Genomic DNA, 22,109 nt, shown 5'->3' on the forward strand with positions numbered 1-22,109 from the left:
TCTAGCCGCGGCGCAGTGCGAAATGCGCGCCGCAAAATGCCGATCACGGCGCCGAGACACAGCGCAGCGAGCCCGGCGAGCACGCTCGAGACGGTCGGGATCGGGCTCGGTGCCGAGGCCACCTGACCTGCGCCCGCAAGCAGGAGCACGCCGACCGCGATCAGGAATTGCCGCATCCGTTGCGGGATCTGCCCGGAAATCGCGCTCTGCATCATGGTCGCGGTGGAATAGCCGCCGGAAAAGCCGACGGTGGCGATCAGCCACCATGCGATCGCCGCGCCGGCCGGGATGAACTCATGCGTGTCGGAGCGCCAGAGGCCGCCGAGATCGAGCCCGTAGCGCGCGCCCAGCATGTGCATCGCGAGCGCGAGCAGCACGCCGGAGATCATTGCGGCGCCGAGAATCAGGCGGCGCGGAAAAAGGTCGTCTCAGCCATGCCCCGCTTGTAGGATGGGCGAGGGCGGTCGCGCAAGCGGATCGCATACGGGATCGCGCGGATGGGATTGATTGTCGAGATGCAGGTTTCGGATGCTGAGGCAGTCACGAGCTATGCCTATAAGGCGTCGCTGATCGGCTCGGCACATCGCTTCGAGCTCACGGAGGAGGGGCTTTCCTGGCACGTCGCGGGGCGCTCCGCGCTGTGGCGCTATGATGAGATCAGCGCGATCCGGCTGTCGTTCCGCCCGGTGTCGATGCAGCAGCACCGCTTTCGCGCCGATGTCAGCCACGCCAGCGGTGGGCGTATCGCGATTCTGTCGACGAGCTGGCAGACCGCGGCGCTGATGGCGCCGCAGGACAGCGGCTTTCGCGCTTTTCTCGTCGCGCTGCATGCATGGATGGCGAAAGCGGGCAGCCGGGCGACGCTGAGCGCGGGCCTCGGCCGCAAGACCTATGCGGCGGTGCTGGCCTTCCTGGCGGTGCTGACGGTGGCGATGGCGGGTCTGTTGATCCGCGCGCTGATGATCGGCGAGTTCGCCGGCGCGCTGTTCATCCTCGGCTTTGCCGCACTGTTCGCCTGGCAGGTCGGCGGCTTCGTGTGGCGCAACCAGCCACGGAGCTACAGCTTCGATCAGTTGCCCCGATCCTTGCTGCCATAGACCGATCGCTACTCCGTCGAATCGAAATCCTCTTCCTTGGTGCCGAGCAGCGACACGATGGTGCGCAGGCCGGAATCGAGCTGCTCGGGCGAGGGCGGGGCGAGCGCGAGCCGCACCGCATTCGGTGCATGGCCATGCGCGATCGCGAAGGTCGAGGACGGCGTCAGCGCGATGCCGCGCCTTGCCGCCGCCGCGACGAAGGTCTGCGAGCGCCAGTGCGGCGGCAGCGTCAGCCAGAGATGATAGGAGCGCGGATCGGCGGCGAGCTGGTAGCCGGCCAGCAGCCTTGCCGCGGTCTGCTGGCGGCGCGCGGCGTCGATGCGCTTCAGCCGCGTCAGCTCGGCGACGGTGCCGTCGGCCATCAGCCGCTGCCCGGATGCGAGCGCGTGGCCGGAGGCGATCCAGCCACCGGTGCGGACCGCGCTCATCACGCTTTCGCGTAAGTGAGGCGGCGCGACGAGGATGCCGAGCGCAAGGCCCGGCGCGACCTTCTTGGACAGGCTGTCGATCACGATGCAGCGGTCCGGCCCGAGTGCGGCGAGCGGCGTGTCGTCGGCGAGGAAGCCGTAGACGGTGTCCTCGATGATGGTGAGATCGAGCTTTTCGGCAACCCGCATGATGTCGGCGCGCCGCGTCGCGTTCATGGTGACGCCGAGCGGGTTCTGGATGATGGGCTGGAGATACAGCGCCGACAGATGCGCCTCGCGATGCGCCTTCTGGATGGCGTCGGGCCGCGCGCCGTGCTCGTCCATGGGAAGCGGGACCAGCGTCACGCCGAGCCGCGCGGCGATGCTCTTGACGTAAGGATAGGTCAGCGCCTCGACGCCGCAGCGCCCGCCGGCGGGAACGAGCGCCGCGAGCGCGGCCGCGAGTGATTGCTTGCCATTGGCGGTGAAGACGATCTGCTCGGCCTGCGGCGTAAAATCCTTGCGCGAGAGATAGGCGGCGGCAGCATTGCGCGCGCTCTTGGTGCCGGTGCTGGTCGAGACGCGCAGCGCGGATTCGAGCGCGTCGACGCGCTCGAGCCCCGCAAGGCTCTTGGCGATCATCGCCCATTGCTGCGGCAGCAGCGGGTAATTGACTTCGAAGTTGATGCGCGCGTCGACCGGCTCGCTGATCGTCTCGACCTCGCGCCTGATGTCGCCGGAGATGAAGGTGCCGCGGCCGACCTCGCCGACCACGAGCCCCCGGCGGAGCAATTCCGTGTAAACCCGGCTCGCGGTCGAGACCGCGATGCCGCGGTCATAGGCAAAATTGCGCTGCGGCGGCAGCCGATCGCCGGGCCTTAACGTGCCGTTAGCGATATCGACGGCAATGGCATCGGCAAGCTTCACGTACTCGAACTTGGACATTATTGCACCGAGAGCAATGTTTTCCTTGCTCCGAGTAATGTACTGGAGCATTTAGGTTCCATCAAGTTCCGCGATTGAGCCGAGGAGAGCGAGAGCAATCCGACGGCAAATGAGGTGCAAGCGCTCGAAGCGTCTGCGCCAACGGCATCGGCTTCGCCGCGCGGGACGACAGGCCGGAGAAGAACAATGACCACGATCTCGCAAACTGCCGGGCAGAGCTTACGCCCATCCTCATCGAGCGGATTTTTCAGCACGCTCGCTGGCGCCGTCTACGCGCTGTTCGACCGCCTGGAGCGCCGCTCCGCTGTCAAGACGCTGAACGAGCTCGACGACCGCGCCCTGCGCGACATCGGGATCACGCGCAGCCAGATCGAGGACGCGGTCTACGGCCAGTTCAAGGCCGAGCTGACCAGGTATCTGTGAGCCGCTTCTATCGCTACGCCCGGCAAGTCCGGGCGTGGTGATGGACGTAAAGTGCTTCCCCATCGTCATTGCGAGCGTAGCAAAGCAATCCAGAATCCCTCCGCGGAAATACTCTGGATTGCTTCGTCGCAAAACTCCTCGCAATGACGGAGTATGGGCGACTCCGTCGCTTCATCGTTCGCATCTTCATTCCAGACGCACGATCGCATCCTCGCGGCTCATCTCGCCCGAGCTTTGCTTCGGTGCCTTGCCCTCAATGAAAGAGGGCGCAGGGAAGGCCGAGTGCCGGCCGGGCACCCACGGTCCACTGTGCGAAAGATGGCAACGAAATCTGCACAGCGGCATACAGGTGAAGCCTAACAACCGGCCTTCCCTGCGCAGTGGTTTTACGGCTTATGTCGTGCTCTCCCCGGGGAGCGATGCACTATTGCCCCCGTCGCCTTGCGGATGGCTGATGCGCGCGTCCGGTTGGACGAGACACATCACCGCCAGACTTGGCGCACAGACCCCGGGCGCCAGGACCACACGATTTGGCCGTACGCGAACCGCACCCGTCGTTGGCGTGACGCTTTCGCTCACGGTTGCCCGCCCTGCGAAGCCTTTCGCGCCGGTGTCGTCCATGTCCACCACCGCCCGACCCGCGTTCGTGACGATCGCGATACGCCCCTCTTCCTTGGGCCGGGTTGCGCGACACATACGCCCTTTCCGAATTTTGGTAAAGCAGAATATTTTGGATGGCGCGCGTTGACCCATGGCTTGCGTGTTTTGCCCGACAGGCAACGCAAGGTCTTGTAGCCCGAGCAATAGGCGGACGGTGTCTCAACGCCGTCATTGCGAGCGCAGCGAAGCAATCCAGAGTCTTTCCGCGGCGGCAGTCTGGATTGCTTCGTCGCAAGGGCTCCTCGCAATGACGGCATGGTGAGAGATCAGTGCCTGACCACCAGCACCGAGCATTTGGCGTAGCGCACGACGTGTCCGGCGTTGGAGCCGAGGAAGTAGGTGCGCATCGCCGGTCGGTGCGAGGTCATCACGATCAGGTCGGCTTTCATGTGCGCCGCTTCTTCCAGGATCTCGTGATAGATGCCGCCTTGGCGCACCACGCTGGAGATGCGGGAGGGCTCGATCCCGGACTCGCGCGCGACGATGGCGAGGGCCTCCTCCGAGGTCTGGCGCTGCTGCTCGTCGAAATCGGCCGGCACGTATTCGGCCAGCATCACCGGCGTCATCGGCAGCACGTTGAGCAGGCGTACCGTGCCGCTCCAGGTCTGAGACAACGTCGCCGCGGTTGCGATCGCCGGCTTGGCGAGATCGGTGTCGGCGAGGTCGATGGGCACGAGGATGGACTTGAACATCTGCGCCTCCAGTCTTCCAGTCAGCACCTCCTGGGACTGAATCAACCGGTCGAGACCACGCCCGCGCGTCTCATCCCGATCGAAGCAGCTTGGGGCTGACGAACAGCACCAGTTTGCCGCGGCGGTAGGCCACGTCACCCCAATCCTTGACGTCAAAGTCGAAGATCGCAAGCCCCGCTGTGGGCAGGTTGTGGCCGAGCGCCCTGGCTCCGGCCGGGTCGCCGCTGCCTGTCAGCATCAGCGCGACCTCGTGCATGCCGGGATTGTGGCCGATCAGCAGCAATCGCTTCGGGTTGGCCGGCGCGGTTGCAGTGCGAATGGCTTCCAGGATCTGCGCGGGATTGGCGCCATAGAGTTCCGGCAGGACCTCGACCTGCGGCGCCGCGACGCGGTCCTTCATTGCCTTCCAGGCGATGTCCCAGGTCTGTCGGGCCCGGACGGCATGCGACACCAGCACGGTATCGGGGAAGGGCGGATGGGCGGCGATCCAGTCGCCCATCTGCGCAGCATCCCTGTGGCCACGGTCGTCGAGGCGGCGATCCTGGTCACGGCCGCTCGGCGCGTCGGTCTTGGTCTTGGCGTGACGCAGCAGCATCAAACGGCGCATGGCATTCTCGAATCGTTACGCATCCAGGATAATCTACAGGCGCGGGTTGAGGACAAGGTGACAAGCGCCCGATCGGTCAATTAAAGCGCGACGGGATTAGGACGAATCGTCATCGCGCTTTAGGTTATTGCTTTAAGCATGATCTTTTCGGAAAACCGCTGCACACTTTTCCGGATCATGCTCTAAGAAAACGACATGAGCGAGACCTTCACAAGCGTGCCCCAGGACGAAGCCGGCTTTCACGAGCGGGAGCGGCTGTCGTTCGATCTCGATGCCGACATTTGCGTGATCGGGGCGGGGCTTGCCGGCCTTTCCATCGCGCTGGAGGCGGCCCGGTTCGGGGCCAGCGTCGCGGTGCTCGAGGGCCGCCATGTCGGCTGGAATGCCTCTGGCAATCAGCTTGGCACCGTGATGCCGGGCTTTGCACTGCCGCTCACCGACCTAATCGAGCGCATCGGCTTCGAGGACGCGCGCGAATTGTGGACGCTGTCGAAGGAGGGCGCCGAGTTCGTCCGCGCCAACGCCACGGAAGAGAACATGCCGGGGATCAGCCTCAGCGAGGGCGTGCTGGAAGTCTCCAATGTCGATGCCGGCGACCGGCTGATCAGCCGGTTGCAGATGCTGAACGAGGATTTCGATACCGAGGTCGAGGGCTGGCAGGTCGATCGCGTCCGCGCGGTGCTCAAGACCGACCGCTATTTCCACGGCATCCATTATCCCCGCGCGTTCCAGGTCGACGGCCGCAAATATGTGCATGGCCTCGCGGCGCTGGCGCGGCGGGCAGGCGCCCGCATCTTCGAGGATACGCCGGTCGTCAGCATCGATCATTCCGGCATCCGCAAGCGTATCGTCACGCCCTCGGCGCGGCTGCGCGCGACGCATATCGTGCTCGCCGGCAACATCCATCTCGGCGCGCCCTTGCGGCGCCTGTCGGAGACGCTGCTTCCGGTCTGGCGTTATGCCGGGATCACCGCGCCGCTCGGCGAGCGTGTGCATGAGATCATCGCCTTCAAGGGATCGGTGCTGGATTCCGACTGCATCGACCATTTCCGTATCGTCGACGGCGACCGGCTGATGTGGGCGAGCCCGGAAACCACCTGGGCGGCACGTCCGCAGCGCTTCGCCGGCGCCATCAAGCGGCGGATCCGCACGATCTTTCCCCAGCTCGGTGACGTCGAGATCATCGATACATTCGGCGGCGCCACCGGCCAGACCGTGCACGGCATGCCGCAGATCGGCCAGCTGCGCAAAGGCCTGTGGGTGGCGAGCGGGTTCGGCCGCCAGGGCATGAACATTTCGGCCATGGCCGGACAGATGATCGCGCGCAGCATCCTCCGGGCCGACGAGCGCTGGCGCCTGTTTTCGCCGTTCGAGCTGGTCTGGGCGGGAGGCACGACCGGACGGGTCGCGGGCCAGCTGGTCGGGATCTGGGGCAGGGCGAGCTCCGCCGCCGCCGGCTCGCTCGCCCGCTACCGCGAGCGGGCGCGGGTCAAGGACAGGGAACGCGAGGCCCGCCTTGCCGAAGCCAACCGGGCGGCCGGCACCGGTCCGCGCCGTCCGCCGCCCGCTGTCCGGCCACGGCCGGCCCCGCCGCCACGAGCTGCGGCCCAGGACGCGGAACCGGCCTCGCACGAGGACATTGTCTCGCAATAGACCCGAGAAAAATTCCGCCCGGAAGTGTAACGTCGGCCGTTAGAGCCCGTATCTCAGGGCGTGGACACGCTCCCGCACGGAGAATGAGATGTTTGATCGCCGCATCCTGCTATCGACTGCCGCCGGCCTGTTCGGCCTTTCGGCCTTCCGCTGGCTGAGGGCATCCCCGGCGGAGGCTGGTGAGAAGGCCGCGGAAAAGTTCGAGATAACGAAGACGGAGGCCGAATGGCGTGCCCAGCTCACGCCGCAGCAGTATGAGATCCTACGCAATCACGGCACCGAGCGGCCCGGCTCCAGCCCGCTGCTGAAGGAGCACCGCAAGGGCATCTTCGCCTGCGCCGGCTGCGACCTGCCGCTGTTTGCGTCCGAGACCAAGTTCGAGAGCGGCACCGGGTGGCCGAGCTTCTATGCGCCGATCGAGGGCAATGTCGGCAAGACCGAGGACCGTGCCTACGGCATGGTCCGCACCGAAGTGCATTGCCGCCGCTGCGGCGGCCATCTCGGCCACGTCTTCGACGACGGTCCGAAACCGACGGGCTTGCGCTACTGCATCGACGGCTTTGGGCTGGTTTTCCATCCCGCGGCGGCGTCGGCGACGTGAGGCTCTTTATTTGACGCGTCTTCTTCACCCGAGCTGGTGACGCGTCGCTCGAAAACGTCATGACGTCCCGGCAATTGTTGCCGGCCCGGCAATCGTGCCCCGGTCATCCGACCGGGGCATGTCTATTTAAGTCGTTGATTTCCTGAAGATACCCGCATTGGCATGGCCTTTGCGACTGTCTCTCCCGATTGCGGCCACGGGTCGGCGCCGCCGAGATCGGATTTGGAGACAAAGTTATGGGTATCTTCGATGCAATGAACACCTCGGTGGGTGGCTTGCAGGCGCAGTCCTTCGCGCTTCAGAACATTTCCGGCAACATCGCGAACTCGTCCACCACCGGTTACAAGGGCATCGGCACCAGCTTCGTCGATCTCATCCCCGACTCATCCGTGCCGAGCAAGCAGGTCGCAGGCGGCGTGACGGCCAACGCGAAGGCCACCATCACGACGCAGGGCACGATCTCATCGTCCACCGTCGCCACCAACATGGCGATCACAGGCGACGGTTTCTTCTCGATCCAGAAAGCGAGCGGCGTCGTCGACAACGTGCCGGTGTTCACCGGGGTCACCTACTACACCAGGCGTGGCGACTTCCAGCTCAATGCCAACGGCAATCTGGTCAATGGCGCCGGCTATTACCTGATGGGCGTCACGGTCGACCCGAAGACGGGCAATCCGCAGGGCAACGTGGCGACCGTCCTGCAATTCCAGAACAATTTCATTCCGGCGCAGGCGACCACCTCGATCCAATACGCCGCAAACCTGCCGACGCAGCCGAACACGGTGGCGAGCACGACCGCGGCGACCGGCACGCTGCTGGCGGCTGGTGGACTAAACCCGTCCGATTTCGCCGCCAACCCGCTGCCGGTCGGCACACCGCCCGCACCCTATACCAACGCAAAGGTGTCCGGCGCGGCGGCGACCGGCAACGTCCGCTCGGCCTACACGTCGACGACGGCGACGGGCACGGTTGCGCTGCAGAACAATTCGTCCGCGGTGGCCTCGACCACCACGTCCCTCGACAACACGGTCGGCACGCATCTCGCCTCCAGCATTCTCACCGCGCTGAGCGGCCAGACGCTGACCATCAACGGCAACACGATCACCTTCAACGCCGGCACGACGGTCTCGACGGTCGGCAGCAACACCACGATCGGTCTCGGTGCGGGCACGACGGCCACGGTGGCGGACATCCTGAACGCGATCCAGACCGCCGGCGGCGCCGGCGTCACGGCATCGCTCTCCGCCAGCGGCAATATCGTGATCTCCAGCGGTACCGGCACCGACGTGGCGGTGGGCAGCGGCACGGCAGCCACCGCGCTCGGCATCAGCAGCGTGACGCGCGGCGGAAACGTGCTGTCCTCGCCCGCGATCTCGGGCGCGACGGTGCTGAGCGGCACGGCGACCGCCGGCGGCGCCCAAGTGCTCTCGTCGGGTTTTTCGGCAGGCCCGCCCGCCGACACGATCACCGTCAACGGCCAGACGCTGACCTTCGTCGCCTCGGGTGCCTCGGGCCCGAACCAGATCAACATCACAGACAACATCACGACGCTGCTCGGCAAGATCGACGCGCTCTCCGGCGGATCGGGGTCGTCGGTGAGCAGCGGTGGCGTGATCACGCTGAACACCGGCACCGTCTCCAACCTCACGGTGTCGAGTTCGAACAGCGCTGCCTTCGCCGCGCTCGGCTTCACCTCGACCATCACCAAGAATCGCGACGGTGGCGGCACCGCCGGTACCGGCGGTGTGATCGGCAACGATATCGCCACCTTCACCAAGGAATCGATCAGCGGCGGTGCGGTGACCGCCTACAACGCCGCGGGCACGCCGGTGAACCTGCAATTGCGCTGGGCCAAGACCGACAGCGCCTCGCTGGGTGCGGGCCATTCCGATACCTGGAACCTGTTCTACCAGACCGACCCGAATGCGACTGGTACGACGGTCGGCTGGGTCAACACCGGCCAGGCCTTCACTTTTGCCGCCGACGGCTCGCTGACCTCGCCGAGCGGCTCGGGCATCACCATCAACAATGTCAGCGTGAGCGGTCAATCGCTCGGCTCCGTCGCCTTCAACATCTCATCGGGCGGGCTGACGCAATATGCCAGCACGAGCGGCGCGGTGACCATCAACACCATCACCCAGAACGGCTATGCCGCCGGTCAGCTCCGCTCGGTTGCCGTCAACAACAATGGCATCGTGGTCGGCACCTTCTCCAATGGCCAGAACCTCAACCTCGCTCAGGTGCAGCTGTCGCATTTCAACGGCACCAATTATCTGAAGGCGCTCGATGGCGGCGCCTATGCCGCGACTGAACAGTCGGGAGACGCCATCGACGGCGCTTCGGGCACCATCAGCGGCTCCTCGCTGGAGGGATCCAACACCGACATCGCCGACGAATTCACCAAGCTGATCGTGACGCAGCAGGCCTATTCGGCCAACACCAAGGTGATCACGACCGCGAATTCGATGGTGCAGGACCTCTTGAACGTGTTGCGCTGATCGGCGCGTAACGTAACCAAAGGCAGGTCAGTGATATGGGTTTGAGTTCAGCCCTCGCCAGTGCGATGAGCGGTCTGCGTGCCAACCAGGCAGCGCTCTCGATCGTCTCCTCGAACGTCGCGAATTCGCAGACGCCGGGTTATGTCGTCCAGACGCCGAACCAGATCGAGGTCACCACCGGCGACTTCGGCTCGACGGCGATGACCACCGGCGTCAGCCGCGAGCTCGACAGCTACGTGCTGAACCAGCTGCGGACCGAGACCGGCGGCAGCGGTTACGCCGACCAGATGGCCAACATCCTGAAGCAGCTTCAGAATGTCTATGGCACGCCGGGCAACGACGGCACGCTCGAAAGCGCGCTCAACAAATTCACCACGGCGCTCCAGGCGTTGTCGACCAGCTCGGGCGCCTCGTCGGCCCAGACCGTTGCGCTGGGCGCGGCACAGGCGCTGGCGCAGCAGTTCAACGTCACCACCAAGGGCATCCAGTCGCTGCGCTCCAACGTCGAGCAGGATCTCGGCACCTCCGCCCAGCAGGCCAACGCGGCGATGCAGAAGGTCGCCGACATCAACACCAAGCTTCAGGGCCTGTCGGCCAACGATCCCTCGGCGGCGACGCTGATGGACCAGCGCGACCAGGCCATCAACACGCTGTCGAAATATGTCGACGTCCGCGTCACCACCGACGGCTCGAACCAGGCCAACATCTACACCACGACAGGCATTCAGCTCGTCGGTGCCGGGCTTGCCTCGCAATTCTCTTTTGCGTCCACCGGCGCGCTCTCGGCAACGTCGCTCTATAACATCGATCCGGCCAAGTCCGGTGTCGGCGCGCTCACGATCAAGCTGCCGAACGGCTCGCAGCTCGACGTCGTCGCCAACAACGTGGTGTCTTCCGGCCAGATCGCGGCCGATCTGAAGCTGCGCGACCAGACCCTGGTGCAGGCGCAGACCCAGCTCGATCAGCTCGCTGCGACGATGTCGAGCGCGCTGTCCGACAAGACCACGGCCGGCAGCACGGTCTCGGGCCCACCGGCCGGATTCGATCTCGACCTTGCCGGTGCCCAGCCGGGCAATACCGTCAACATCACCTACACGGACACGGCGACCAACACCCAGCGCCAGATCACGCTGGTCAACGTGACCGATCCGGCGGCGCTACCGCTGCAGAACGCGACGAATGCCAACCCGATGCGGATCGGTGTCAACTTCTCCGGCGGCATGGGAGCGATCGCCTCTGCGCTCAATACCGCGCTCTCAGGCACGCATCTGTCGTTCGCCGCCGCCTCATCGCCGGCGACAGCCACGACCCTGCGGGTGACCGATGACAACACCGGTCTTGCCAAGCTCAATTCGGCCTCGACCACCAAGACGATCTCGTCGCTGACCTCGGGCAATCCGCAACTGCCGCTGTTCACCGACGGCGGGCAGGCGCTCTACACCGGTGCGATCACCGCGTCAGGCTCGCAGATGACCGGCCTTGCCGGGCGCATCGCCGTGAACACGCAGCTGGTTTCCGATCCGACCCGGCTGTCGGTCTACAACACCTCGCCGGTGACGCCCGCGGGCGACACCACGCGTTCGGACTATCTCTATTCGCAGCTCACCAATGCGGTGTTCTCCTATTCGCCGCAGACCGGCCTCGGCTCGGCGAACCAGCCCTTCACCGGTAGCGTTTCGAACTACCTGCAGCAGTTCCTGAGCATCCAGTCCAACGCCGCGACCCAGGCGACCCAGCTCCAGCAGGGCCAAAGCGTGGTGGTCTCGACGCTCCAGGCGAAGTTCGACTCGACCTCCAAAGTCAATCTGGATTCGGAGATGTCGAACCTGATCCAGCTTCAGAATGCCTATGCCGCCAACGCCCACGTGATGTCGGTGGTGCAGAGCATGATGAACACGTTGCTCCAGGCTCAAGGGTAAGAAGTAACAGGGCTCTGAAAGATGTCGATCAGCAGCATCAACTACTCGTCGTCGGTTCTGGGCGCGCAGATCCGCAACATCAATCAGCAGCTCACGGATCTGTCGACGCAGCTCTCGACCGGCAAGCTGTCGCAGAACTATTCCGGCATGGGCACCAACGAGGGCTTTGCGATCGCCGGGCGCGCGCAGCTCTCCAACATCGCCGCCTATACCGACACGATCACCAACGTCAATGTCAGCATCAACCTCGCCAATACCGCGCTGCAGTCGCTGACGAAGATCCGCAACACGGTGCAGACCGGCTCGGCCAGCACCGCGCAAGACCTCAACGTCAACGGCCAGACGGTCGCGCAGAACACCGCCGCCGCCCAGTTCGGCTCGATGGTCGGCGTTCTCAACACGCAGACGGGCAGCCGCTATCTGTTCTCCGGAACGGCCGTCAACACCCAGTCGGTTGCGGATGCCGGCGACATCATCAACGGCACCACGACCCAGGCCGGGTTCAAGACCGTCATGGCGGAGCGCCAGGCCGCCGACCTCGGCGCCAACGGCATGGGCCGCCTGGTGCAGACGCAGCCGACGCCGAGCTCGGTGCGGGTGTCGGAGGACGTCGCCGGATCGCCGTTCGGGCTCAAGATCAAGGCGGTCTCTTCGACCCTGACCGGCGCAACCGTCACCGGCCCGAGCGGCTCGCCGGTGTCGTTCTCGGTCGATCTCAACGGCGTCAACCCGAACAACGGCGACAAGCTGAGCATCCAGTTCACGCTGCCGGACGGCACGACCGAGCAGATCGACCTGACCGCCTCGACAGCGACGCCGACGCCGCTCGGCAGCTTCGCGATCGACGCGAGCGTCCCGGTCAACCCGAACAACACGGCCGCGAACCTCAACACGGCGCTGAACACCGCGATCACCAAGCTCGCCAACACCTCGCTGGTGGCGGCATCCGCGGTCGTCGCCGGCGACAATTTCTTCAACACGGCGAGCTCTGCGATCAGCACGCCCGTCAACAACCAGGCGGCGCCGCCGGCCCCCGTCACCGGCGCGACGGCACTCTCCGGCGCGAGCCCCTCGGACTCGATCTCGCCGGGCTTCGTCGCCGGCGACACCATCACCATCAACGGCACCACGCTGACCTTCGTCAGCTCGGGCGCGACCGGCAACCAGATGAACGTCACCGACGGCATCCAGACCCTGCTGAGCAAGATCGACCAGATCACGGGGACGTCGAAGCCCTCGACGGTCCATGGCGGTTCGATCACGATCAACACCGACGATGCGGCGAGCCTCAACATCACGAGCTCGAATACGGGGGCGCTGAGCTCGCTCGGTTTCAGTTCGACGCCTGTGACCGCCACGCAACCGCCGCTGCGCGTCGGCTCGTCGCCGGCGAGCTCGGCAACCACGCTGGTGAACGGCTCGGCCAATACGGTGAAATGGTATTTGGGCAATGACGGGCCGGGCTCGCCGCGCTCGACGGCGATGGCGCGGGTCGACGATGCCGTCACGGTGCAGTATGGCGCCCAGGCGAATGAAGATGCGATCCGCCGGCAATTGCAGGCGATCGCGGTGTTCGGGACTTTCTCGACCTCGCCGACCGGGCAATATTCGGGCGGGCAGGTTTCCGCGCTGAGCCTGCGCGTGACGCAGGCGCTGACCCAGCAGCCCGGTCAGCAGCGCATCGAGGACATCCAGACCGACATCGCGATGGCCCAGAACACAATGAAGGACGCGACCACGCGCCAGACCCAGGCCAAGGCGCAGCTCCAGACCATCATCGACCAGGCGGAATCGGCCTCGCCGGACCAGGTCGCGAGCCAGATCCTGGCGCTCCAGAACGCGCTCCAGGCGTCCTACCAGGTGACCTCGAACCTGGCGCAGCTCTCGCTCGTCAAGTTCTTGTAAGGTCGCGTTAAGACGCCGTTAACCATGCCTCTTTACCTCTTGGTGAGGATTGGAGCGGGGCGGGGCTGCCGATGTCGGACAAGATGCAATTGGTGGTGGCAACGCCATGCTTCGGCGGGCAGGTGTCGAGCATCTATGCGAGCTCGATCTTCGCGCTCCAGCGCGCCGTGCACGGAATGTCCAATCTCGAGCTCAAGGTGCACTTGCGCGACGGCGACGCGCTGATCACGCGCGCGCGGGCCAATCTGGTCGCGATGTTCCTGGACGATCCCAAGGCGACGCATTTCCTGTTCATCGATGCCGACATCGGCTTCAAGCCGGAGCAGGTGTTCCGGCTGATCGAATGCGGCGCCGACGTCGTCGCCGGCTGCTATCCGATCAAGCGGGTCAACTGGGACAAGGCGAAGCGCGCGGTCGAGGCCGGCCGCGCCGATGTGCCGGCGGCCTCGCTCGACTACGTGCTGGAGATCGAGGATCCCGACCGCATCGTGGTCGTCAACGGCTTCACCCGTGTGCGCTATGCCGGCACCGGCTTCCTGATGATCCGGCGCCACGTGCTGGAAGCGATGTGCCGCCACCCGGATTATGCAGCTCTGCAATTCTTCCGCGAGCATTCGCACGATACGCTGGCGGCGAGCCCGAACCGGTTCGCGCTGTTCGAATGCATGATCGATCCGGCGACCGGCACGTATCTTTCCGAGGACTTCGCCTTCTGCAAGCGCTGGACCGACATCGGCGGCGAGATCTGGGCCGACATCCAGAGCTCGCTCGATCACGTCGGACCGTCGGTGTTCCACGGCGACATCGCTTCGCAATTCGCGCCCGCGCCCGCAGCGGCGGCAGCCGATGCGGCGTGAGCCTTTCGGGATGAGCGCCGGCGCATCCCGTCTGTCGGCACCGGAACGCGCGTCCGAGGGCGGCCCGCGCTACCGCCTGCGCGATCTCTTCACACCGCTGGACACGCTGCTCGTCTCCGGCGGAGATCCGCGGCTGGCGCTGGACTCTAAGGATCGCATCAACGCCTATGGTTGCGCGGCCTCGCCCGAGCCGGAGATCTGGAATTTCGCCTCCTCGACCGCGTCGACGATCTCGCAAGCTGCTTACGATCGCGCCGCGCTCGCGCGCGAAGAGCTGATGCACAAGTGCCTGTTCGACGAGGTCGAGATCGCCTTCGATGCGCGCTGTGAAGGCATGCGCGAGGAGCTGCGCGGCCATTTCCAGCTTTCGCCGCGCGTCGATGTGGTGTTCTCGCCGTCCGGCACGGATTCCCAGCTTCACGCCCTGTTCGTGGCGCGCGCGGTGCTTGGCGCGCCGCCGGTGACGATCGTGGTCGGCGCCGACCAGACCGGAAGCGGGACGATCCATACCGCGCGTGGACATCATTTCAGCTCCACGACGGCGAGCGGCTTGGCGGTCCGCAAGGACGGCGCAGTTGCGGGGCTGGCCGGCGCCAGCATCGCGCTGCCATTGCGCGAGGCGGGGCCTGGGATCGCGATGCGCGCGGACGCGGATGCTGCGGTGCTGCGCGCGATCGAGGCCACGATCGCGCAGGGCGCGCCGGTGCTGCTTCAGATCATGGATGCCTCGAAACTCGGCTGGCGCGCACCGAGCGCGGCCTGCCTCGACGAGATCGCGCGGCGCTGGCCGCGCAAGGTTCAGATCGTTGTCGATGCCTGTCAGGCCCGGCTCGGCCGCCGCCGACTGCGCTCCTATCTCGACCGCGGTTACCTCGTGCTGATTACCGGCTCGAAATTCTTCGGCGGACCGGCCTTCAGCGGCGCGCTGCTCGTCCCGAAAGGCTTTTCGCGGTCGCTCGACCGAGTCGAGGCGATCGCGCCTGACTTTTTCGATTATGCCGGCCGTTGCGACTGGCCGATGGCCTGGACGATCCTGCGTTCGCGCTTCGAGCGCCGGCCGAATTTCGGCCAATGGTTGCGCTGGGAGGCGGCGCTGGCCGAGATCGGCAGCTACTATGCAGTGCCAGGTGCATTTCGCGCCAGGGCACTGGTCGAGCTCGCGGCCGGCATCGACAGCATGATCGCGCTGTCGCCGTCGCTTCGCTCCGTTCCAGCCGGAATCGGGAAGGTTGGTGTCGACGACGAGGAGTTCGCGCAAACTACGATCTTTCCGTTTCTGGCTGCTGCGCGACGGCAAGCCGATCTCGATCGCGGAGACCGGCGCCGTTCATCAGGCGCTGGCGCGTGACATGAACGAAGAGATCGGCGGCAGCACGGCGGACCGGCAGGTCGCCGCGCAGCGCTGCCTGGTCGGCCAGCCGGTCCGGCTGGAGCGCCAGGACGAGGCCCCGCTGGCCGTACTGCGCCTCTGCGTCGGCGCACGGCTCGTGACCGAGATCTGGTCCCCGGACATGGCGCAGGCGCGACGCAATTTGCAGCACGTGCTCGATCGCGTCGCCGACGTCCTGGTGAAGATCGAGCTGTTGCTTGATCGTGGCGCGGCGGCGCCCGTGCCGGCAAAGTCCGCGTTCGAGGTGTGAGATGCAGCAGCCGGTTTCCGTAGCCAACTTTGCCGACCGTATCGGCTTTGCGCAGTTGACGCGCCAGGCCTTCGAAGGTGTCGATTTGCAGCCGTTGCGCGACCAACTCGTCGTCCGGATCACGGAGGGGACGGCGCAGGCGGGCGAAGGCCTGGATTTGTCGCTGATCGTCCAGCTCCTTGGCGACAAGGCGGCGGGGCTTGCGATCCAATCGGAGGTGCTGACCTTCCATCAGTTGTTTCGTACGCCTAGCGCGGCTCCGAAGCCGGGCTTGCGCGTGCTCGCGCTTGCAGCCGACATCGACATGGGCGGCAACACGCCGATCGATTTCCTGCTCGAAGGCTCCGACATCGAGCTGTTGACGCTCTATGTGGTCAAGGGCGTCGGTCTGCCCGAGAACTTGCCCGAGCACGACGTCGCCATCGTGATTGCATCCGATTCCGAGGAATGCCGGGACGCGCTCGCGCTGATCGAGAAGGCCGCGCCACACTGGCCGCGGCCGCTGCTCAATCGCCCCGATCTCATCGGCAACCTCGATCGCGACAAGCTCTATCGGCTGCTGACAGGTGTGCCCGGCCTCGACATTCCCGCGACCGTCCACGCCACGCGTGCGCAATTGTCGGATCTCGCGCAGGGGCGGATCGCATGCGCGGCCATCGCGGACGAATTGCACTTTCCGATGATCGCGCGGCCGCGCGGATCGCATGCCGGTGTCGGGCTCGCGAAGCTCATTGATGCGGCGGCGCTCGTGGCCTATCTCGCCGAACGGAAAGAGCAGGACTTCTTCGTCGCGCGCTTCGTCGACTATGTCAGCCCCGACGGGCTCTACCGCAAGTATCGCCTCGCCATGGTCGACGGCAAGCCTTACGCCTGCCACATGGCGATCGCCGATCGCTGGGACATCTGGTATCTCAACGCCTACATGGCATTCAGCGAGGAGAAGCGGGCCGAGGAAGCCGTCTTCATGCTCGACTTCGACCACGCCTTTGCGGCGCGCCACAAGAGCGCGCTCGAGCAGATGAGCAGGCGCGTCGGCCTCGACTATTTCATCGTCGACTGCGCCGAGAACCAGAACGGCGAGCTCCTGGTGTTCGAAGCCGACAATACCGCCGTCGTGCACAACATGGATTTGCCGGTCGTGTTTCCGTACAAGCCGCCGCAGATGCGCAAGATATTTGCGGCGTTCACGGCGATGCTGTCGCGGCATGCGCGAGCGGGCAAGGGAAGTGCAACATGAACGAGATCATCCGCAGCACGCCAAGCTCCGTCACCCACAGCTCGCTCGATCCGCAGGACTGGAGCGAATTTCGCGCGCTGGCCCATCGCATGCTGGACGAGGCGATCGATGGCATCGCCAACGTTCGGGCGCGTCCGGTGTGGCAGCCGATCCCCGATGAGGTCCGCGCGGCATTCAAGGCCGACGTGCCGCGCGAGGCGAGCGACCTTGCCGATGTCTATCGTGAATTTGCCGAGCATGTCGCGCCCTATGCGACCGGCAACGTCCACCCGGGCTTCATGGGCTGGGTCCATGGCGGCGGCACTGCAGTCGGCATGCTCGCGGAGATGCTAGCAGCCGGCCTCAATGCCAATCTCGGCGGACGCGACCACATGCCGATCGAGGTCGAGCGCCAGATCGTGGCGTGGATGCGCCGCCTGTTCGCATTTCCGGAAGACGCGAGCGGCATCTTCGTCACGGGCACGTCGATGGCCAATCTGATGGCGGTGCTGGTGGCACGTACGAATGCACTCGGCACGCTGGCGCGCCAGCACGGCATCGGCAATGACGGCGCACTGCTTACGGCCTATACGTCGCACGCTGCACATGGCTGCATCTCGAGGGCGATGGACATTGCCGGGCTCGGCATGGACGCGCTACGCAAGATCGGTGTCGATGCCGATCATCGCATCGATGTTGCCGCGCTTCGTGCGCAGATCGCGGTCGATCGCGAGGTCGGCTTCAAGCCGTTCCTGGTGGTGGCATCGGCCGGCACGGTGGATGTCGGCGCGATCGACGATCTCAGGACAATCGCGGAGCTGTGCCGCGATGAAGGGATCTGGTTTCACGTCGATGGCGCTTTCGGTGCGCTTGCGATCCTGTCACCCGAGCTCGCGCCGTTGCTCCGCGGCATCGAGCTTGCGGATTCCGTTGCGCTCGACTTCCACAAATGGGGACAGGTGCCTTATGACGCCGGCTTCCTGCTGGTGCGCGACGGCGAGCAGCATCGACAGGCCTTTGCGCAGCCCGCGGCCTATCTGCGCCGCGAGGCGAGGGGGCTCGCAGCGGGCGCGGTCTGGCCCTGCGATCTCGGCCCGGATCTGTCGCGCGGCTTCCGTGCGCTGAAGACCTGGTTCACGCTGAAGACGTTCGGCACCGATCGGCTCGGTGCGGTGATCGCGCGAAGCTGCGCGCTGGCGAAATATCTGGAGGCGCGCGTGCTGGCCGAGCCGCGGCTGGAATTGCTGGCGCCGGTCAACCTCAACATCGTCTGCTTCCGCTACCGCGCCGATGATGCGATCAATCGCGAGATTGTCGCCGACATCCAGGAGGCCGGCGTCGCGGCCCCATCGAGCACGACGCTCGACGGCAAGTTCGCGATCCGCGCCGCGATCGTCAATCACCGCACCGACGAGACCGACATCGATGCGCTGGTCTCGGCCGTGCTGGAGTTCGGCGGACGAAGGAGTGACGGAGTGGTCGAGGTCGAGGCGCCGCCGCTGGCAGTGCAGTAGCATCGATGCATGGCCAAACGACAACGGCCCCGGAGGTGATCCGGGGCCGTTGTCGTTTGCGGCTTGGTTGTTGGCGCAGCGTGGCGGCACGAACGCGTGTGGTCAGGCTGCGGTGCTGACGTCGTCCTTGCCGGCTTCCGTCTTGGGATGGGTGGCCTCGAACTGATCTCGCAGCTTTTCCTCATAAGCGATCAGCTTGCGGGCGTCCTTCAGCGCCCGGTAGAGGTCGCCGTTGAGGATATTGTTGTTGATGCCTTCGATGATCGGCCAGGCGCTCGGCACCGCGGTGACGATGTCGCGCACCAGGTTGAAATAGGTGCCGTGCTGGGTCTGCGGATCCGGCGAGATGTACATGAGCTGGACCGCCAGATAGACCAGCTTGGCGGGCGTGGTTGCGGTCTCCGGCGTGAGAATGTCGCGCTCGCGCAGGATCGGCACGTTGTCGCCGTCGATCAGGAGGCGGGCGCGCTGGTCCGTGTTGGTAATCACGCAGTTACCGACGATGATGCGTTCGTGCGGTCTGAGCTCGACCTTGAGGGCCATGCCTGTTCTCCATCAACGCTTTCGTAACCGAGCGTTCGTTGCGGCTCATCAGGGCGTGATTCTCGCTCGGAATTAGTTAACGAGCTGTGAATCGCCGGCGTTCACGCGAAAAAGGACAGCATTATCAATATTGTATCTGTGTGGCGGTGCGGCGATGTGCTCAGCTCCCACGCCCGAATCACGTGCGGCCCGGCAAAAGCACGGGTTTCATTTCATGTTTCGTTAGAGGTCTCGACGCCACGGTCCGCCGGTCGCTGGGTCAATCTCGATCCAAGCTGACGCGTAACAGTAGCGTCGTTTACCAGAAAGGTAACACCTCAATGTCCGGTATCGTCCTCTCCGCATCGGTTCGTCAGAACCTGCTCTCCCTCCAGTCCACCGCTGACCTCCTCGCCACCACGCAGAACCGTCTGTCGACCGGCAAGAGCGTCAACTCGGCTCTCGACAATCCCACCAACTTCTTCACGGCCCAGTCGCTCGACAACCGCGCCAGCGACATCAACAACCTGCTCGATGGCATCGCCAACGGCGTGCAGGTGCTGCAGGCTGCCAACACCGGCATCACCTCGCTGCAAAAGCTGATCGACAGCGCCAAGTCGATCGCCAACCAGGCGCTGCAGACCACGGTCGGTTACTCCACCAAGTCGAACGTCTCCGCTACGATCTCCGGTGCGACAGCGGCCGACCTGCGCGGTACGACGAGCTTCGCCAGCGCGACGGCGAGCAGCAACGTGGTGTATAGCGGCGCGGCCGGCGGCACCACGGCGGCGACCGGCACCACGACGCTCGGCGCCACCATCGGCACGTTCACGGGCACCGCAGGAACGGCCGGCGACGGCACCACGGCCCTGACCGGCACCATCACCCTGATCGCGACCAACGGCACGACCGCGACCGGCCTGGTCGGCAACGCCCAGCCTGCCGACGGCGACACGCTGACCGTGAACGGCAAGACCATCACCTTCCGCAGCGGCGCTGCGCCGGCGTCGAGCGCGGTTGCGTCCGGTTCGGGCGTCAGCGGCAACCTCGTCACCGACGGCAACGGCAACACCACCGTCTATCTCGGCACCGCGGGCACCCCGGCTGCGACCGTCAACGATCTGTTGACCGCGGTCGATCTGGCCAGCGGCGTGAAGACGGCTTCCATCAGCTCGGGTGCTGCGACGATCGCCACGAGCGTCAACCAGACTGCATCGAGCGTTGGTGGTGGTGCCGTCACGCTGAAGAGCTCGACGGGTGCGGATCTGAGCGTCACCGGCAAGGCCGACCTGCTCAAGGCGCTCGGCCTGACCACGTCAGTGGGCGGCGGCAACGCCACCGTGACTGTCAACCGGACCACGACCTCGGCCTCGCTGGGTGCGACGATCACGGACGGTTCGACGCTGAACGTCGACGGCCACGTCATCACCTTCAAGAATGCGCCGATCCCGGGTTCGACCGGTGCTCCGAGCGTTCCGAGCGGTTATGGTGCGAGCGGTAACGTCCTCACCGACGGCAACGGCAACTCCACGGTCTATCTGCAGGGTGGCACGATCAACGACGTGCTGAAGGCGATCGACCTTGCCACCGGCGTGCAGACCGCGACGGTCAACGCCAACGGCACCGCGACGCTTGCGACGGCCACCGGCCAGACCAACTCGTCGATCAACGCCTCGGGTCAGCTCAAGCTCTCGACCGGCGTCAATGCCGACCTGTCGATCACCGGCACCGGTAATGCGCTGAATGCGCTTGGCCTCGCCGGCAATACGGGGACCTCGACCGCGTTCACCGCGGCGCGTACCTCCGGCATCGGCGGCATCAGCGGCAAGACCTTGACCTTCTCCTCCTTCAACGGCGGCACGGCGGTCAATGTCACCTTCGGCGACGGCACCAACGGTACGGTCAAGACGCTCGATCAGCTCAACACCAAGCTTCAGGCCAACAACCTGACCGCGACGATCGACGCCAACGGCCTGCTGACGGTCTCGACCACCAACGACTACGCGTCCTCGACGATCGGCTCGAGCGCCGCAGGTGGTGCGATCGGCGGCACGCTGACCTCGTCGCTCACGTTCTCGACGGCTTCCACCCCCGTCCAGGACACGGTTGCGCAGACCTCGCGTGCGAACCTGGTGTCTCAGTACAACAACATCCTGAACCAGATCGACACGACCTCGCAGGACTCCTCGTTCAACGGTGTCAACCTGTTGAACGGCGATCAGCTCAAGCTGGTGTTCGACGAGACCGGCAAGTCGAACCTCAGCATCACTGGCGTGACCTACAACTCCAAGGGTCTGGGCCTCGCCGCGCTGACCAGCGGTGTCGACTTCATCGACAACTCCGCGACCAACAAGGTGCTGTCGAACCTGAACGCCGCGTCGAGCACGCTGCGCTCAGAAGCTTCGAGCCTCGGCTCGAACCTCTCGGTGGTGCAGGTTCGTCAGGACTTCAACAAGAGCCTGATCAACGTGCTGCAGACCGGCTCGTCCAACCTGACGCTGGCCGACACCAACACCGAAGCGGCCAACAGCCAGGCGCTGTCGACCCGCCAGTCGATCGCGGTCTCCGCGCTGTCGCTGGCCAACCAGTCGCAGCAGAGCGTGCTCCAGCTGCTCCGCTAACAAGCGGCGCACATCGCAAGACGATCACGGCGGCGGGGCTTCGGCCTCGCCGCTTTCTTTTTGCGCCGGCCTCAGAGTGCCGCTCGGCAAAAGTGGAGACGATGCATTCGGATGCAGCCAATTGCTCACTCTGAGTTATGGTTGACAAGTCGCAAACACCTGGTCGCTGCACGAAAAAGCGTCATCCTATCATGACGATATAAGCGAGCCCGATCCGGCTCCGGTCGCCCGCATGGTGAATCCGCGCAAGGATTGGCGCGACGCGCTTCATGCTTTGTTAGCCGTCTGCGTTCACCGTCCCGGCATCGATTAATCCTAATCGAAGTTTGTTG

At 65.2% G+C, this 22,109-nt stretch carries 15 protein-coding genes and 2 pseudogenes; 12 read left to right on the forward strand and 5 right to left on the reverse strand.

What is annotated here, in order from left to right:
- Position 1: 1 nt before the first annotated feature.
- Positions 2-436, reverse strand: a pseudogene (locus ACSKB8_RS24765) (hypothetical protein).
- A 79-nt stretch (positions 437-515) separates the two neighbouring features.
- Between ACSKB8_RS24765 and ACSKB8_RS24770 the strand changes: the two are divergent.
- Positions 516-1,097 carry a hypothetical protein gene (locus ACSKB8_RS24770; protein ID WP_438110666.1) on the forward strand — a complete coding sequence of 194 codons (582 nt, stop codon included), beginning with the start codon at positions 516-518 and terminating at the stop codon, positions 1,095-1,097.
- 8 nt (positions 1,098-1,105) lie between these two features.
- On the opposite strand, the gene ACSKB8_RS24775 is transcribed toward ACSKB8_RS24770, so the two are convergent.
- The gene (locus ACSKB8_RS24775; RefSeq protein WP_438107026.1) at positions 1,106-2,449 is read right to left on the reverse strand and encodes a PLP-dependent aminotransferase family protein; all 1,344 of its coding nucleotides are present in this window, start codon (positions 2,447-2,449) and stop codon (positions 1,106-1,108) included.
- Between the two features lie 186 nt (positions 2,450-2,635).
- On the opposite strand from ACSKB8_RS24775, the gene ACSKB8_RS24780 reads away from it, so the two are divergent.
- On the forward strand, positions 2,636-2,872 hold the full coding sequence (locus tag ACSKB8_RS24780) for a DUF1127 domain-containing protein (RefSeq protein ID WP_438107027.1): 237 nt from the start codon (positions 2,636-2,638) through the stop codon (positions 2,870-2,872).
- Between the two features lie 926 nt (positions 2,873-3,798).
- On the opposite strand, the gene ACSKB8_RS24785 is transcribed toward ACSKB8_RS24780, so the two are convergent.
- On the reverse strand, positions 3,799-4,224 hold the full coding sequence (locus tag ACSKB8_RS24785; protein WP_027577099.1) for a universal stress protein: 426 nt from the start codon (positions 4,222-4,224) through the stop codon (positions 3,799-3,801).
- A 70-nt stretch (positions 4,225-4,294) separates the two neighbouring features.
- Positions 4,295-4,831 carry a SixA phosphatase family protein gene (locus ACSKB8_RS24790; RefSeq protein WP_438107029.1) on the reverse strand — a complete coding sequence of 179 codons (537 nt, stop codon included), beginning with the start codon at positions 4,829-4,831 and terminating at the stop codon, positions 4,295-4,297.
- A gap of 195 nt (positions 4,832-5,026) precedes the next feature.
- Between ACSKB8_RS24790 and ACSKB8_RS24795 the strand changes: the two genes are divergently transcribed.
- The 9 genes and pseudogenes from ACSKB8_RS24795 (at position 5,027) to ACSKB8_RS24835 (ending at position 18,634) form a co-directional block, all read left to right on the forward strand.
- On the forward strand, positions 5,027-6,484 hold the full coding sequence (locus tag ACSKB8_RS24795; protein ID WP_438107031.1) for an NAD(P)/FAD-dependent oxidoreductase: 1,458 nt from the start codon (positions 5,027-5,029) through the stop codon (positions 6,482-6,484).
- Positions 6,485-6,572: 88 nt separating this feature from the next.
- Positions 6,573-7,085: a peptide-methionine (R)-S-oxide reductase MsrB gene (gene msrB / locus ACSKB8_RS24800; protein ID WP_438107032.1), complete on the forward strand. Its 513-nt coding sequence runs from the start codon at positions 6,573-6,575 to the stop codon at positions 7,083-7,085.
- A gap of 236 nt (positions 7,086-7,321) precedes the next feature.
- Positions 7,322-9,583, forward strand: a complete 2,262-nt coding sequence (locus ACSKB8_RS24805; protein WP_438107034.1) for a flagellar hook-basal body complex protein — start codon at positions 7,322-7,324, stop codon at positions 9,581-9,583.
- A gap of 35 nt (positions 9,584-9,618) precedes the next feature.
- Positions 9,619-11,502: a flagellar hook-associated protein FlgK gene (gene flgK / locus ACSKB8_RS24810; RefSeq protein WP_438107036.1), complete on the forward strand. Its 1,884-nt coding sequence runs from the start codon at positions 9,619-9,621 to the stop codon at positions 11,500-11,502.
- 21 nt (positions 11,503-11,523) lie between these two features.
- Entirely contained in the window at positions 11,524-13,407 is a 1,884-nt protein-coding gene (locus ACSKB8_RS24815; protein WP_438107037.1) for a flagellar protein, read from the forward strand.
- Between the two features lie 71 nt (positions 13,408-13,478).
- Positions 13,479-14,264 (forward strand): hypothetical protein, encoded by a 786-nt coding sequence (locus tag ACSKB8_RS24820; RefSeq protein WP_128938762.1) that lies wholly within the window; start codon positions 13,479-13,481, stop codon positions 14,262-14,264.
- A pseudogene (locus tag ACSKB8_RS24825) lies at positions 14,254-15,904 on the forward strand (hypothetical protein). Before ACSKB8_RS24820 ends, ACSKB8_RS24825 begins: the two are co-directional and overlap by 11 nt.
- A 1-nt stretch (position 15,905) precedes the next feature.
- Positions 15,906-17,141: an ATP-grasp domain-containing protein gene (locus tag ACSKB8_RS24830; RefSeq protein ID WP_438107039.1), complete on the forward strand. Its 1,236-nt coding sequence runs from the start codon at positions 15,906-15,908 to the stop codon at positions 17,139-17,141.
- Entirely contained in the window at positions 17,138-18,634 is a 1,497-nt protein-coding gene (locus ACSKB8_RS24835) for a pyridoxal phosphate-dependent decarboxylase family protein (RefSeq protein WP_438107041.1), read from the forward strand. Before ACSKB8_RS24830 ends, ACSKB8_RS24835 begins: the two co-directional genes overlap by 4 nt.
- A 102-nt stretch (positions 18,635-18,736) precedes the next feature.
- Here ACSKB8_RS24835 and flbT read toward each other — a convergent pair whose 3' ends face one another.
- Positions 18,737-19,177 (reverse strand): flagellar biosynthesis repressor FlbT, encoded by a 441-nt coding sequence (flbT, locus tag ACSKB8_RS24840; protein WP_128938758.1) that lies wholly within the window; start codon positions 19,175-19,177, stop codon positions 18,737-18,739.
- A gap of 320 nt (positions 19,178-19,497) precedes the next feature.
- Between flbT and ACSKB8_RS24845 the strand changes: the two genes are divergently transcribed.
- Positions 19,498-21,777: a DUF1522 domain-containing protein gene (locus ACSKB8_RS24845; protein WP_438107043.1), complete on the forward strand. Its 2,280-nt coding sequence runs from the start codon at positions 19,498-19,500 to the stop codon at positions 21,775-21,777.
- Positions 21,778-22,109: the final 332 nt, after the last annotated feature.

Source organism: Bradyrhizobium sp. BR 1432 (assembly GCF_051547705.1).
Classification (GTDB): domain Bacteria; phylum Pseudomonadota; class Alphaproteobacteria; order Rhizobiales; family Xanthobacteraceae; genus Bradyrhizobium; species Bradyrhizobium zhanjiangense.